Source organism: Nocardioides sp. NBC_00163, assembly GCF_045206295.1.
GTDB lineage: Bacteria > Actinomycetota > Actinomycetes > Propionibacteriales > Nocardioidaceae > Nocardioides.
This window is the reverse complement of record NZ_CP108155.1, coordinates 2,203,025-2,217,853: the sequence shown is the minus strand read 5'-3', so window position 1 is coordinate 2,217,853 and position 14,829 is coordinate 2,203,025. Positions and strand designations below refer to the sequence as shown.

8 protein-coding genes are annotated in these 14,829 nt (G+C 71.4%); 4 read left to right on the top strand and 4 right to left on the bottom strand.

What is annotated here, in order from left to right; genetic code table 11:
• Position 1 precedes the first annotated feature (1 nt).
• The 3 genes from OG801_RS10640 to OG801_RS10630 all read right to left on the bottom strand — a co-directional run bounded on the left by OG801_RS10640 (position 2) and on the right by OG801_RS10630 (position 7,379).
• Positions 2–4,651, bottom strand: coding sequence for a family 78 glycoside hydrolase catalytic domain (locus OG801_RS10640; RefSeq protein ID WP_406035693.1), 4,650 nt, complete (start codon positions 4,649–4,651; stop codon positions 2–4).
• A gap of 108 nt (positions 4,652–4,759) precedes the next feature.
• Complete coding sequence (locus tag OG801_RS10635; protein ID WP_406035691.1) at positions 4,760–6,409, bottom strand: DNA repair helicase XPB; 1,650 nt, start codon at positions 6,407–6,409, stop codon at positions 4,760–4,762.
• Positions 6,410–6,449: 40 nt separating this feature from the next.
• Entirely contained in the window at positions 6,450–7,379 is a 930-nt protein-coding gene (locus tag OG801_RS10630) for an AraC family transcriptional regulator (protein ID WP_355021213.1), read from the bottom strand.
• A gap of 198 nt (positions 7,380–7,577) precedes the next feature.
• On the opposite strand from OG801_RS10630, the gene OG801_RS10625 reads away from it, so the two are divergent.
• The 4 genes from OG801_RS10625 (at position 7,578) to OG801_RS10610 (ending at position 12,775) form a co-directional block, all read left to right on the top strand.
• On the top strand, positions 7,578–9,032 hold the full coding sequence (locus OG801_RS10625; RefSeq protein WP_406035689.1) for an aldehyde dehydrogenase family protein: 1,455 nt from the start codon (positions 7,578–7,580) through the stop codon (positions 9,030–9,032).
• Between the two features lie 66 nt (positions 9,033–9,098).
• Positions 9,099–10,217 (top strand): sugar ABC transporter substrate-binding protein, encoded by a 1,119-nt coding sequence (locus tag OG801_RS10620; protein ID WP_406035687.1) that lies wholly within the window; start codon positions 9,099–9,101, stop codon positions 10,215–10,217.
• A 3-nt stretch (positions 10,218–10,220) separates the two neighbouring features.
• Positions 10,221–11,753, top strand: a complete 1,533-nt coding sequence (locus OG801_RS10615; RefSeq protein ID WP_406035685.1) for a sugar ABC transporter ATP-binding protein — start codon at positions 10,221–10,223, stop codon at positions 11,751–11,753.
• Complete coding sequence (locus OG801_RS10610) at positions 11,750–12,775, top strand: ABC transporter permease (RefSeq protein WP_406035683.1); 1,026 nt, start codon at positions 11,750–11,752, stop codon at positions 12,773–12,775. Before OG801_RS10615 ends, OG801_RS10610 begins: the two co-directional genes overlap by 4 nt.
• Here the strand turns inward: OG801_RS10610 and OG801_RS10605 are convergent.
• Complete coding sequence (locus tag OG801_RS10605) at positions 12,750–14,741, bottom strand: helicase-associated domain-containing protein (protein ID WP_406035681.1); 1,992 nt, start codon at positions 14,739–14,741, stop codon at positions 12,750–12,752. The two genes, OG801_RS10610 and OG801_RS10605, sit on opposite strands and share 26 nt — an antisense overlap.
• Positions 14,742–14,829 lie beyond the last annotated feature (88 nt).

The following is a 14,829-nucleotide window of genomic DNA, read 5'->3' as shown; positions in this document are numbered from 1 at the left end:
CTCATGCCACCGGCACCACCCACACGTCGGCGACCGACGGGTCGTAGTCGGCGCCGGTGTCCCGGAACCGGATCCGCACCGAGCCGTCCGCGGTCAGCGCCGAGGGCTCCACCAGGAACTGGTGGGTCATCGTGCCCTGCCCGCCGCTGGTGCGGGTCAGGTCGACGCTGTGTGCGACCTGACCGTCGAGCTCGACGTCGTAGGTCTTGCGTCGTGCGCCGTCGAACGTCTCCACGATGCGGACCACGAACGATCCATCCGTCGGCACCGCGGCGTCGAACTCGAACCAGCCGCCCGGGTAGGAGGAGTGCGTGTAGCGGCGGGTCAGTCCGGCCTCCTGATTGGTCCCCGACCGCTCGGAGGCGGTCAGTCCGTGCGCTGTCTCCGAGGTGGCCTCGCCGAGGTCGATGTGATCGGTCGACTCCGACGGCGGCGTCGCGAGTCCGACGGTCACGGTGGCCGCCGCCTGCTCCGCCGGCGTCGCTCCGGTCGCCACGGTCAGGGAGACCGGGCCGGCCACGACCGTCTGCGGCACGACGACCTCGACGTCCACCTCGGCGTCCTGGCCGGCCGGGACCTCGTAGCCCACCGGCTCCGTCGACCAGCCGGCGGGACCGGTCAGTGACAGCTCGCCGCGCTGGGTGACGTCGCTGCGGTTGTGCAGCGTGGCGGAGATGGTCGCGGTCTGTCCGCCGTCGACCGACGCCGGGGCGCTCGACGTCGCGGTGATCTGCACTCCGGGTCCGACCATCAGGGTGCCTCCCACCGGGAGCCCGGCGGTGCCACCCGAGCGGCTGTAGGACAGCTCACCGCTGAGCTCCGCGGGACCCACGGCGGCATCCTCCGGCACCGTGACCTCATAGGCGTGCTCGACCTGTCCGCCCGCGGGCACGGTGCCGGCGGGCACACCGACCGGCTCCGCGGTCCATCCGTCCGGCACCTCGAGCGACGAGGTCACCTCCTTCAGCGACTGCTTGCCGGAGTTGTCGACCCGCACCGACACCTCGACGACGTCGCCGGGGAGGACCTCCTCGCCGGGGACCTGCAGGACGGCGACGGCGCCGACCAGTCGGGCCGAAGCGCGCGAGAGACTCTTCTCGATCGCCGTCAGTCGGTCGCGCAGACCTGCCGCGGTCGCTTCGGTGACCATGCCGTTGTCGGCGTACATCTGGACGGCGCGGTCGAGGTTCGCGGCTGCCGCGAGGGCACGGTGGACCGCCTCGGCGACCCGCTCCTCCTCGGCGTCACGAGCGGCGAGGTCCCATGCCCCGCTGATCTCGCCGCGCAGCAGAGCTGTCCGCTTCGCGAGGTCGCGCTTGGCGGCACGGCCCGCGGGGCCATCGAGGTTCAGGGAGGAGACCTGCGCAGCCGTCGCGGCAGCCTCCGCCCGAGCGGCCCCGAGGTCCCCGAGCGCGGGAGCGACCGCGAAGCTGTAGTCGCCGGATCCGACCTCGAGAACGACCACGCCCTCCTCCTCACGCACGAACTCGACGTGCTCCGAGTCCTCGATCGGCGAGCCGCCCTCGGTCACCGCCCACCGGTTGGCCGCGGGGATCCGCACCTCCGCGGTCGTGTTGGCCGGGACGGTCACGTCGAGGGTCATCGGCCCGTCGTCGGTCGCCCACGCGCTGCGTACGGTGCCGTACGGGGTCTGCAGGCTGTAGTCGACGTCGTCGACACCGTCTCCGGGCTCGGGCGCGATGGTGATCTTGCGGTAGCCGGGCTCGGCGGCCGAGACCCCGGCCATGGTGCGGTACATCCACTCGCCGACGGCGCCGTACGCGTAGTGGTTGAAGGAGTTCATGCCCACGTCGTTGAACGTGCCGTCCGGGTTGATCGAGTTCCAGCGCTCCCAGATCGTGGTGGCGCCCTTGCCGATCTCATAACCCCACGACGGGTAGTCCTCGTGCTGCAGCAGCCGGTAGGCGATGTCGGTGCGTCCGGCCTTGGTCAGCGCGGGCAGCAGCCCGTCGACGCCGAGGAACCCGGTCGAGAGGTGGTAGTCACGCCGCTCGAGCGTCTGCACGAACTGGTCGTAGACCGCCTCGCGCCGGTCCTCGGGCTCGAGGTCGTTGGTCAGGGTGAGGATGTACGCCGTCTGGCTGTCGCCCTTGACGGAGCCGTCGGCTGCGATGAACGCCTGCTGGTACGCCGCCCGGATGGCCTCGTAGCGCGCCTGGTAGGCAGCGGCGTCGGCGTCCCTGCCGATGGCCTTCGCCATCTGCGCGAACTCCCGGGTGCTCTTCGCGACGAAGGCGGTGTCCAGGACGTCCGCGGGTGTCGGGTCGTCGAGGTTGAGCCAGTCCAGGTAGCCGCCGGCGGACCTGATGTGTCCGGTCGAGTCGGCGTCGAGGAAGTCGACGTAGCGCTTCATCATGTCGTAGTTCTCGGTGATGACGCCGGTGTCGCCGTAGGCCTGCCACAGCGTCCAGGGCACGTGCACGCCCGCGTCCATCCAGCCGGCCGACTCGTAGCCGCCGTCGAAGCGGCCCGGGACGACCGGGGCTACGCCGGGCAGCGATCCGTTGGGCCGCTGGGTGTCGCGCAGGTCCTGCATCCACTTGGTCAGGAACGACTCGGAGTCCATGTTGTAGACCGCCGTCCGGGCGAACACGTTGATGTCGCCGGTCCACCCCATCCGCTCGTCGCGAGCCGGGGTGTCGGTCGGGATGGAGAGGAAGTTGCCGCGCATGCCCCAGACGATGTTGCTCTGCAGTTGGTCGACCAGGTCCGAGCTGGTGTCCAGCGTGCTGGCCAGGTCGCCGTCGGTGCCGACCACGACGCCCACGAGGTCGGAGGCATCGGGCGCCTCCTCCACGCCGGAGATCTCGACGTAGCGGAAGCCGTGGAAGGTGAAGGACGGCTCGTACGTCTCCGGCTCGTCCGACCCGAAGGTGTAGGTATCCGTGGCCTTCGCGCTGCGGAGGTTGGCGGTGTAGAGAGTGCCGTCCGGGTTGAGCACCTCGCCGTGGCGGATGGTCACCGTCTGGCCCTTCTCTCCCTGCAGGGTGAGACGGACGTGGCCGACCATGTTCTGGCCGAGGTCGTAGAGGTAGACACCATCGGTGGGCGAGTCGATCCGCTTCGCGGTCTCGAGCTCCTCGGTGACGCGTACGTCGACGGCCGTCTGTGGCTCGAGCACGTCGGTCGGCTCGTCCCTGACGGCGACGGCGGCCCAGTCCCGGGCGTCATATCCGGCCCGGTCCCAGCCTTCGACCTCTGCCGCGCGGCGGGCGTCGTACCACTCACCGTCGAGGAGATCGGCCTCACGGGTCGGTCCGCCGGTGGTGCGCCAGGTGTCGTCGGTGCGTACGACCTCGCTGGTGCCGTCGGAGTAGTCGACGACGAGCTCGGCGATCACGGAGTTGTCGGTGCCGTAGACGTCGGTGCCGAACATCGCGACCTTGCCGGAGTACCAGCCGGGCGCGACCTCGGCCCCGAACACGTTCGATCCCGAGCGCACCAGCTCGGTCACGTCGTAGGTCTGGTAGTCGATGCGCTTGTCGTACGCCGTCCAGCCGGGTGCCAGCTCGGCGTCGCCGACCCGCTTGCCGTTGAGGCGCAGCTCGTAGACGCCGCGCGCCGAGGCGTAGACGCGGGCACGGGTGATGCTCTTCTCGTCCAGGTCGACCTCCTTGCGCAGCAGCGGCACCGCGTCGTCGCCGCGCAGCCACGCCTCGCCGCCGGCGTTGTCGACCCGGAGCCCGTCGGCGGTGACGGTGCCGGCGGTGAAGGTGCGGTCGCCCGTCGGGAAGTCGGTGTCCACCAGGGCGGTGCCGCCGGCGCTGGTGACGGTCACGTCGTGGACCAGCCCGTGCTCGGCCCCGTTGGTGCGGAAGCCCATGACCCCGGGCCCGGCGAAGGTGGCATCGGTGCGCTGGTCGAGCTGCTGGCCGTCGATCGTGGTCGTGATCGTGTCGCCCGCGACGGTGATCGCGTAGTCGTGCTCGGCGGCGAAGTCGAAGCCGCTCGGGACCGGCTTCGCGGGCAGCACGGAGTAGCCGCCGTTGCGCTTCACGTGCGGACGAAGCGCGTCATCGGACTCGCTGAACTGCCACATGTAGGCGTTCTCGGTGTTCTCGCCACGGAAGTAGACGCCGAGCGCTCCGCCGATGTCGGAGGCGGTGAACTCGATCGTGTAGTCGGTCCACTCCGCGCCCAGCTCAGCAGTCTCCGCGCCGATCCAGTCCGCGGTCCACGCCTGTTTGCCGAGGCCGGTGGCGAACGTCGCCGGCTCGCTCCACGAGGAGGCGACGCCGTCGTCGTCCCAGACCCGCACCGACCACACGTAGTCAGTGCGAGGCTTCAGCGCGGGGCCGGCATACCGGACGTCGACTGACTGCCCGGACTTCACCTTCCGGCTGTCCCACACGTCGGGCGAGGTGAGCCGTCGCTCAGAGGATGCGACCCGGATCTGGTACGCCTTCTGGGTCACGCCGCGGCGGTCGGAGTCGAGCTGCCATCCCAGTGTGGGGGCGGTCGTCGCGATGCCGAGCGGATCGACCAGCGCATTCGTACGCAGCTCGCCGACGACGGGGACGGAGCCCACGCTCTCGGTCGATGGGACGGCGCTGGCGGCGAGTGGGGGTAGTGCGGGGGAGAGGACGACGGCGAGGGTGGCCGTGACCAGCCCGGCGATGTGTCGGCGCACGCGGACTCCTGAGGTCGAGGAATTGAAACGCTTCACCGAGTATGGCGTGCGTCACATTCCGCGTGCATCGACTTGGCCGCATCCGGCCACAGCCAACGATTCAAGCGGTCAGGAGGTGAGATCGTCGAGGGAGTCGGCGTCGACGATCCGGTATGCGTAGCCCTGCTCGGCCAGGAAGCGCTGGCGGTTCTGGGCGAAGTCGGCGTCGACGGTGTCGCGGGAGACGATCGTGTAGAAGTGCGCGGTCTTGTTGCCGTCGCCGGGGCGCAGCAGTCGGCCGAGCCGTTGGGCCTCCTCCTGGCGGGAGCCGTAGGCCCCGGAGACCTGGATCGCGACCTCGGCCGAGGGCAGGTCGATGGAGAAGTTGGCGACCTTGGAGACGACCAGCAGGTCGATCTCGCCGGAGCGGAAGGCGTTGAAGAGCCGCTGTCGCTCCTTGACCGATGTCTTGCCCTCGATCACCGGGGCGCCGAGCGAGGCGGCGATCTCGTCGAGCTGCTCGAGATACTGCCCGATCACGAGCGTCGGCTTGCTGGCGTGGGAGGAGACGATCTCCTTGACCACGTCGATCTTGTGGTGCGTGCACGAGGCGATCCGGTAGCGCTCGTCGGGCTCGGCGGTGGCGTAGACGAGCCGCTCGTCGGCAGGCAGCGTCACCCGCACCTCGACGCAGTCGGCCGGGGCGATCCAGCCCTGCGCCTCGATGTCCTTCCACGGAGCGTCGTAGCGCTTGGGACCGATCAGGGAGAACACGTCGCCCTCGCGCCCGTCCTCGCGCACCAGCGTCGCGGTCAGGCCGAGCCGGCGCCGGGCCTGCAGGTCGGCGGTCATCCGGAAGATCGGGGCGGGAAGGAGGTGCACCTCGTCGTAGACGACCAGCCCCCAGTCGCGGGCGTCGAGCAGCTCCAGGTGGGGGTAGGCGCCCTTCCGGCGCATGGTCAGCACCTGGTAGGTGGCGATCGTGACCGGCCGGATCTCCTTGACCGACCCCGAGTACTCGCCGATCTCGTCCGGGGTCAGCGAGGTGCGGCGTACGAGCTCGTCCTTCCACTGCCGCGCGGAGACGGTGTTGGTGACGAGGATCAGTGTGGTCGCCTGGGCGTGCGCCATGGCGGCGGCGCCGACCAGCGTCTTGCCGGCGCCGCACGGGAGCACGACGACACCGGAGCCACCGTGCCAGAACGACTCGGCTGCCTCCGACTGGTAGGGGCGCAGCGTCCAGTCGGTGGTGTCCAGCGCGATCGAGTGCGCCTCGCCGTCGACGTAGCCCGCGTAGTCCTCGGCCGGCCAGCCGAGCTTGAGCAGCGCCTGCTTGAGGTTGCCGCGCTCGGAGGGGTGGACGACGACGGTGTCCTCGTCGAGCCGTTCGCCGAGCATCCCGGCAACCTTCTTCGCCCGGATGACCTCCTCCAGCACCGCCCGGTCGGCGGAGACCAGCACCAGCCCGTTGACCGGGTTCTTCTCCAGACGGAGCCGGCCGTAGCGGGCCATCGTCTCGGCGACATCGACCAGCAGGGAGTGCGGTACGGGATAGCGGGAGAACTCGAGCAGCGTGTCCACCACCTGCTCGGCGTCGTGCCCGGCCGCGCGCGCGTTCCACAGCCCCAACGGAGTCAGCCGGTAGGTGTGGATGTGCTCCGGCGACCGCTCCAGCTCGGCGAACGGCGCGATCGCCTTGCGGCACTCACCTGCCCGGGCATGGTCGACCTCGAGCAGCAGCGTCTTGTCCGACTGGACGATCAGGGGGCCGTCGTTCACCGGACCAGCCTACGGGCCGACCCGCGGACCGTGATCAGCCTTAGGCGGCCCGGTCCCCGGCGCGCCACTCCCGCGGGGTGACGCCGTAGGCCCGGCGGAAGGCCCGGGTGAAGGTGAGCGGGTCGTTGAACCCGCAGACGTACGCGACGGCGCCGATGCCGCCCGGAGGCTGCCGCGCCGCCGAGAGCAGCTCGGCTGCGACGGCGAGGCGTACGGAGCGGAGATAGGCGGCCGGTGAGCTGCCGGACTCCTCGAAGACCTGGTAGAGCCGCCGCCGAGAGACACCGTGGCGACGGGCAACCTCGTCCATGGTCAGCGCGCGGTCCCCGGCATGGTCACGCAGGTGCTGGCGCACGGTGTGGCGCAGCCCGGCGGTGGTGTGCGGGGTGACCGGGGCGCTGGTGAACGCGGAGTGGATCATCACCGCCGCCAGGTCACGGACCACGGTCGCCACCTCGGCGGGACTCTCCGCCTCGGGCAGTGCGGCCGCGAAGGAGAAGAGGGCGCGCGCGGCCGGCGCCTCCTGGACGCGGGGGAGCGCGACCCGATCCGCGGCCTCGCCGAGCATCCCGCTCGGCAGCCGCATCGAGGAGCGGGAGACCTGGACGAGCAGCTGCTGCTGGTGCGGCGCGGAGTAGTCCACGAGATAGGGGGCATCGACGCGGTAGACCGACACCGACCCGGGACGTACGGCGACCGTCCGGGAGCCGGAGGAGACCGTGCCGGTGCTGGAGCGCTGCAGCGACAGGTGCAGGTCGTCTCCGCCGGCGCCACGGGCGAGCCGGGCGGTGCGGGTGGAGCTGTGGCCCGAGGAGGTCGCGAGCGCGACCGCGATGCCGTCGTCGAGCTGGGTGTGCTCCATCCGGCCGGTGAACCCGGGCTCGATGTCGTTGCAGGCGAGAGGCACGAAGCAGTTGCTCACGACCGACTGCCAGGCGTCGGCGCTGTCGACCTCGACCACCGCGCTCATCTCGTCCTCCTCCCGGGGTCTGACAGAAGCCTACGGAACGTGATGCCGGTCACGCCCGGATCGCCCGGCGCCGTGCACAAATCGTCGGTTCAGGCGACGGCGACCAGCCGTAGCGTCGACGCGGCGGCGGCCATCAGAGGCTGTCGTCGCACGAGCCAGATTGTCTCGGGCATCGCTTCGACCAGACGAGGGAGTGGAATGGGTTTCTTCGACCAGGGCCAGTGGACCGGCAGGGCGTACGTCGGGGGCTGGGTGAGGCTGAGCGGGACGCTGGAGGTGTCTGCGCCGGCGACCGGCGACGTGATCGCCACGGTCGCGTCCGGAGAGGCCGCCGACGTGGACCAGGCGGTGAGCCTGGGAGTCGAGGCACAGCGGGAGTGGGCGGCCCGGCCGGCCGAGGTGCGCGCCGAGGTGATGCGCCGGGCCGCTGCGATCCTGGCCGAGCACCAGGACGTGCTGGTCGACTGGCTCGTCCGCGAGGCCGGATCCGGGCAGGGCAAGGCCACCTTCGAGGCCGGGCTGGTCGCCGCCGAGCTGCACCAGGCCGCCGCGACCGCGCTGATGCCCTACGGCCAGCTGCTCCAGTCCTCGCACCCGCGGCTGAGCGTCGCCCGGCGTCGCCCGGTCGGCGTCGTCGGCGTCATCTCGCCGTTCAACTTCCCGGCGATCCTGGCCGCCCGCTCGGTCCTCCCGGCGCTCGCGCTGGGCAATGCCGTGGTCCTCAAGCCCGACCCGCGCACGAGCATCGGCGGCGGGCTGTTCCTCGCCGCTCTGCTGGAGGAGGCCGGGCTCCCCGCCGGGCTGCTGGCCATCGTCCCTGGGCATGTCGAGGCCGGAAAGGCGCTGGTCGAGCATCCGGAGGTGCCGGTCATCTCCTTCACCGGCTCGACCGAGGCCGGCCGGATCATCGGTGAGCGCGCCGGGCGACTGCTCAAGCGGGCCCATCTCGAGCTCGGCGGCAACAACGCCATGATCGTGCTGCCCGGCGTCGACATCACCGCCGCGGCCTCCGCCGGCGCCTGGGGCTCCTTCCTGCACCAGGGCCAGATCTGCATGACCACGGGCCGCCACCTGGTCCACGCCGACATCTACGACGAGTACGTCGCGACCCTGGCCGCCAAGGCCGCCGGGATCCCGGTGGGCGACCCGACCAGCGGCGTACCTCTGGGTCCGGTCATCGACGCGGGGCAGCGCGACAAGGTGCACGCCCTGGTCACGGGGTCGATCGCGGCCGGCGCGAGGCTCGAGACCGGCGGGACGTACGAGGGCCTCTTCTACCAGCCGACGGTGCTGTCGGCGGTGACCCCGGAGCATCCCGCGTTCGCCGAGGAGATCTTCGGGCCGGTCGCGCCGGTGACCCGGTTCGACACCATGGACGAGGCGATCGAGCTGGTCCGCCGCAGCGACTACGGCCTCTCGGTCGGTGTCCTCACCACGGATCCGTTCGCGGGCTACGAGCTCGCCGACCGGATCCCCAGCGGGATCGTGCACGTCAACGACCAGACCGTCGACGACGAGGCCCAGGCGCCCTTCGGCGGCGTCGGCGAGTCCGGAACGGGCGCGCGGTTCGGCGGTCACGAGGCCAACATCGACGCCTTCACCGAGACCCAGTGGGTCACGGTGCAGTCGCAGATCCAGGCGTACCCCTTCTGAACCCTCTCGGGCCCCACGCAGATCCATCCGATCCACCTGATCCACCTGAGACGAGGACGACGACGCATGATGAGAACGAAGCGGATGTACGCGGCGCTGGCCGCCGGAGCGCTGCTGCTCGCCGGCTGCGGAAGCGAGAGCGGCGGCGGAGGCGGTGCGAGCGCCGAGGCCGATGTGGAGGCAGCGAAGGCCTACCTGGAGCCGTGGAACGGCGAGGGTGAGAAGAGCCAGCTGATCGACGAGCCGCTCTCCAAGCCGATCGCCGAGGGCACCGAGATCGTCTACCTCGACGTCGGCACCCCGGTGAGCGCGGTGATGTGGAGCAACCTGCAGGCGCCGGCGAAGCTGCTCGGCCTGAAGCTGGAGCGGGTCGAGGTCGGCCGGGACGCGCAGAGCATCAACGCCGCGATGAACACGGTGGTCGAGAAGAACCCCGACGGCGTCATCAACATCACCCTGGACCCGGTCTTCTTCGAGTCGCAGACCAAGGCGCTGGCGGAGAAGGGCATCCCGATCGCCTCCGGGTCGGTGATGAACACCGTCGAGCACGGTCTGCCCGAGGCGTTCAACGGGCCGGACTGGATGAAGGCCAACGGCGCCGCGCTGGCCGCAGCCGCGGTGGTGCGCTCGGAGGGTGCGAGCGAGTACGTCTTCTACAACGTGCCCGAGTTCCCGTTCTCGCCGCTGGAGCTGGAGGGTGCGAAGGCGAAGATGAAGGAGCTCTGCCCCGACTGCACGCTGCGCACCGTCGACATCCCGATCGCCGAGCTGGGCTCCACGGCGGCCGACCGGGTGGTCAGCGACCTGCAGGCCAACCCGGACACCGAGTACTTCATCGCCGCCGTCGACGAGGTCCAGATCGGTCTGCCGCAGAAGCTGGAGCTGGCCGGCATCGAGACGCAGGGCATCGGGATGTGGACCTCGCCGCCCAACTACGAGCAGATCGGCTCCGGCGACCAGGACGCGACCCTCTCGGTCGACCTCAGCCTGATGATGTGGACGGTCCTGGACCAGCTGCTGCGGGAGATGAACGGCGACGCGTACGAGTGGCCCTCGACCGAGGTGCGTGCCTCGACCCTGACCCGGGTGACCGACGCCGAGAACCTCCCGGAGGATGCCACTGTCGGCTACCAGGCCGTCGAGGACCTCGAGGCGCTCTTCGCCAAGACCTGGCTGGTCGACTGAGTGATGTCAGCCGATGAGTCGGGAGGTGACCCGCTGCTGCGGGTCACCTCCCTGGTGAAGGACTTTCCGGGCCTACGGGCGCTCGACGACGTCTCGCTCGAGGTGCGCAGCGGCGAGGTGGTGGCCGTGCTCGGCCACAACGGTTCCGGGAAGTCGACCCTGGTCAAGGTCCTCGCAGGCCGCTATCTGGCCGACGACGGCTCCGTCGAGCTGCCCGCTTCGGGTGGCGAGGAGGCAGCCGAGCTGCACTTCATCCATCAGGATCTCGCGCTGGTGGGCGCGCTGACCGCGGTCGAGAACCTGAACCTGATCGGCTCGGCCCGACTGCGCCCCCATGACAGTCGGGCCGAGCGCCGCCGGGCCGTCGAGCTCGTCTCGCGGTTCGGGGAGGCGTTCGACGTCACCGCTCCGGTCGCGTCCCTGACGCCCGGGCAGCGTGCGATCGTCGCGATCGCCCGCGCCCTGGACGGCTGGACGCACCCGCGCAACGTGCTCGTCCTCGACGAGCCCACCGAGTCGCTCCACGGTGCCGAGGTGGAGGTCCTCTTCTCGGCGGTCCGCGGTCTCGCGGCCGACGGTGCCGGGGTCATGTTCATCTCGCACCGCCTCGACGAGGTCCTGGCGCTCGCCGACCGGGTCGTGGTGCTGCGTGACGGACGAGTCGTCGCCGCCGAGCCGGTCGACGGCCTCGACCACGACCGGCTCGTCGAGCTCATCACCGGCGCCACCCCGGCGGAGATCGAGTCGCATCAGCCCCACGATGTCCGCGGCGACCCGGTCCTCAGCGTCCGCGGCCTACGCGGCGGTGCCATCGAGCACCTCGACCTCGACCTGCACCCGGGCGAGATCGTCGGCGTCGCCGGCGTGCTCGGTTCGGGCCGGGAGGCGGTGCCGTCGCTGCTCTTCGGTGCGGTGCCGTCCCACGCGGGGAGCTTCACCGTCGGCGGAGCCGTCGTCCTGGCACCGACCCCGGCGACCAGCATCCGGCGCAAGGTCGCCTTCGTCCCGGGCGACCGCGCCCGGCACGGTTCCACCGCCCAGATGAGTGCCCGGGAGAACCTCACGCTGCCGCAGATGCGCACCGTCCGAGGTGCGGGCGGGGCGATCAGCAACCGTCGCGAGCGGGCGGAGGCGGAGCGCCGGCTGGCTGCGTACGACGTACGTCCGCATCGCACCGAGCAGCGGTTCGGCCTGTTCAGCGGGGGCAACCAGCAGAAGATCGTGCTGGCCCGCTGGCTGCGCGACGACCCGCTGATCCTGCTTCTCGACGAGCCGACCCAGGGCGTCGACATCGGCGCCAAGACCACCATCTACGACGCGGTCGGGCAGGCCGCGGCCAACGGGACCGCGGTGCTGGTGAGCTCCTCGGACACCAAGGAGCTGCTGCGAATCTGCGACCGCGTGCTCGTCCTGCGAGACGGCCGTCTCGTCGCCGAGCTGGCCGGCGAGGCGCTCACCGAGCACCGCCTGCTCGTCGAGGGCTATGGCCTGACGCCCGACAACCCCGAGATCCAGAAGGACCAAGGACCATCGTGAACCTGCGCGCACTCTCCTTCCGCAACATCAGCGCCGTCTACATCTTCGTGGTGATGTTCGTCGTCTTCTCGATCTGGATCCCGGACCGGTTCCTCCAGATCGGCGTGTGGCGCTCGATCCTCGACGCCGAGGCGCTCACCGGGCTGGCCGCTCTCGCCGCACTGATCCCGCTGGTCACCGGCTCGCTCAACCTGGCGATCGGGGCGCAGGTCGGCTTCACCGCGATCCTGTCGGCCTGGCTGTTGGCGAAGGCGGGGCTGCCGATAGTGATCCAGCTCCCGCTGGTGCTCGTGGTCGGCGCGCTGATCGGCTGGGTCACCGCGGTCGTCATCACCAGACTGCGGGTCGAGCCGATCGTGGCGACCCTGGCGATGAGCTCGATCCTGCTCGCCGGGATGGCGTGGGTCTCCGGCAGCCAGCAGATCCTCGACCTCGGTCCCTCCTACCGGACGCTGGCCACGACGCAGTGGGCGGGCGTGACGGTGCCGGTCTACATCCTGTTCGCGGTGGCCCTGGTGAGCTGGTACGTGCTCGAGCGCACCCCCATCGGGCGCCGGATGTACGCCTCCGGGTTCAACCCCGACTCCGCCCGGCTCGCCGGGGTCGGCGTGACCCGGATCCAGACCGGCGCCCTGATGGCCGGTGGCGCGATCGCCGCGCTGGCCGGTGCGCTCCTCACCAGCCGCCTCAATGCCGGCGACCCGACCGTCGGCCCGAGCTTCCTGCTCCCTGCTCTGACCGCGGTGTTCCTGGGGTCTACCCAGTTCCGGGGCGGACGGTTCAACGTGTGGGGCACCCTGGTGGCGATGTACGTGCTCGCCGTCGGCATCAAGGGTCTTCAGCTCGGCGGCTCACCGCGCTGGGTCAACGACCTCTTCTACGGCGTCGCCCTCATCCTCGCCGTTGCACTCTCCCAGTGGGAGACCCGTGGCCGGATGCTCTGGCGCGGCCGCCGGAGGTCGGACCCCGAGGAGCCCGCGGAGGCCGAGCCGAAGGTCACGACCCCGGCCGGACACTCCTGATCCGGGACAGCGCGAAGGAACGTACGTCCTCCTCGACCCGGGCCGCGAGAGAGCCGCCGTCGATCCCCAGCGGCTCGACGCGCGCCTCGCCGGCGACCCCGCGGCCGTCGACGTAGGAGATCACGACCTGCTCCCCGGCATCGATGGCCTCGTGGAGGATCGCCATGGTGGAGGCCGGCTCGGCGGGGGACGGGCGGGAGGACGCGGTCTCGTCGCCCGCCTTGATCCTGGCCGCCACCGCGGTCGCACGCGCGGCGAGGTGGGCCGCCTGGGCGCCGGCCGGACGCGCGCCGTTGCGGGCCTTGGCGCGCTTGGCGTCGGGGCGCGCGACGTGGACGGATCCGTCGGGTGCCTCGACGACCGGGGCCAGACCCAGCTCGCGCAGCCGGGGGAGGAGCGAGTCGAGCGCGACGGTGCTGACGACCACCGTCGGCGCCAGCCGCCGCAGCCCGAGGGACTCGGCCGCAGGGTGGGCCAGCAGCTCGGCCAGAGCCGCCTCGTCGTCGCTGCGCAGGTAGGCGGCGGCGAACCCGACCCGGACCGTCCCGAAAGTACGCGCAGTGTCGTCGACCAGGTAGGTCAGCGCCTGCGGGACGGGGGTGCGGGAGGCGGCGGTCAGGAACGAGTGGATCTCGGTGGCGGTCCAGCCGCGGTCCATGGCCCGGCGCACCGACTCCTTGGTGAACCGGTAGACCGTCGCCCCGCCGTGCGACTCCACCGTGGCCACCACGGCGAGGGTGCGGGCGAGCGCGGGCTCCAGCGGCCCCGGCGCGACCGCGGTCAGGTCGCCCTGGAGCAGCACGTGGTCGACCGGCTCCGGCAGCAGCCCGGCCAGGGTCGGGACCGAGTCCTCGCCGGCCACCAGCAGCCGACCGTACGCAGCCACCCCGCCGAGCGCGGCGAGCCCGAGCGTCTCGGCCTCGGTCAGCGTCCAGTCCACCAGCGACTCGCGGGACTCGGTGCGGGTGCGCGGCCGGCGCGGCCGCTCCCAGGCGAGGCGGGTGACGATCGCGGCCGGTCCGCTTCCCGCGGCGAGGACCTCGCCGTCCGGGAGGGCGGCCAACAGGCCCAGGGTCTGTCGCCGCGTCGCCACGGCCGAGGCCCCGGCCAGATCAGGGGCCAGCGCGTTCCAGGTCTTCCCGGCGGGGTCGCGCTGGCCGACGAGCCCGGGTAGGCGCGGCGAGGCCAGCCAGGCGCCGGCGACGTGCGACCAGCGGGCCGCCAGGGGCTGCTGGAGCCACTGGTCGAAGAGCTCGGTCGGCATCCAGGACGGATCGCCCTCCTCGTCGGTGCCCAGCGCGAGCAGTCCTGAGGCCCAGGCGACCTCGATCAGCAACGCCGCCGTGGGCTCGCTGGCATGGAGCCGCTCGGCGGTCGTCTTCAGGTCCCGGACCGTCAGCCCCGCCCCGCCGCGCAGCGACCGGGGTGGCGTGGCGCTCCAGGCGTCGAGGAGCAGCTCGAGGTTGCGTACGAGCTCGAAGGCGGCGCCCGCGGCCGCCCGGTCGACCAGCGTGGACGCCCGCGACGAGGTCGGCAGGGGCGGCGGGACGTCGACGGGGGCGACCGTCGTCCGCCCGCCCCGCAGCGCGAGCCCGACCTCTCCGGGGAGAGTCAGCATGCCGTCGCCCGAGGAGACCAGCAGCCCGTGGGCGATGAGCTCCTCGGCCGGTCCGGCCGCTTCGGCCACGGATACGCCCGGGCGCGCGCGGGAGGAGGAGGCCTGCCCGCCGCCGGCGTCGACGGCCTCCAGCATCGCGCGTGCCTCGGCGGAGACAGCCGGCAGGCTGCGTACGACTTCTCCCTGGTCAGCGGCGAACGGCTGCAGCCCGGAGGTGCCGGGTGAGCCCCGCAGCAGGGCCGCGACACCGGTCACCGCGCGCAGGCCGTCGAGGGAGTGCCACACCAGGCAGGTGTCCTCCAGATGAGAAAGTGCCCGTGTCGCGGCGTCCACTTCAGCGTTCAGCATGGAAGATAAGTGGGCTTTGGTGGTTTGATTCGCGAGGACCACGGCATCAAGCACGATCAGCTCGAGATGGTTAAGGTCATCCATCGCG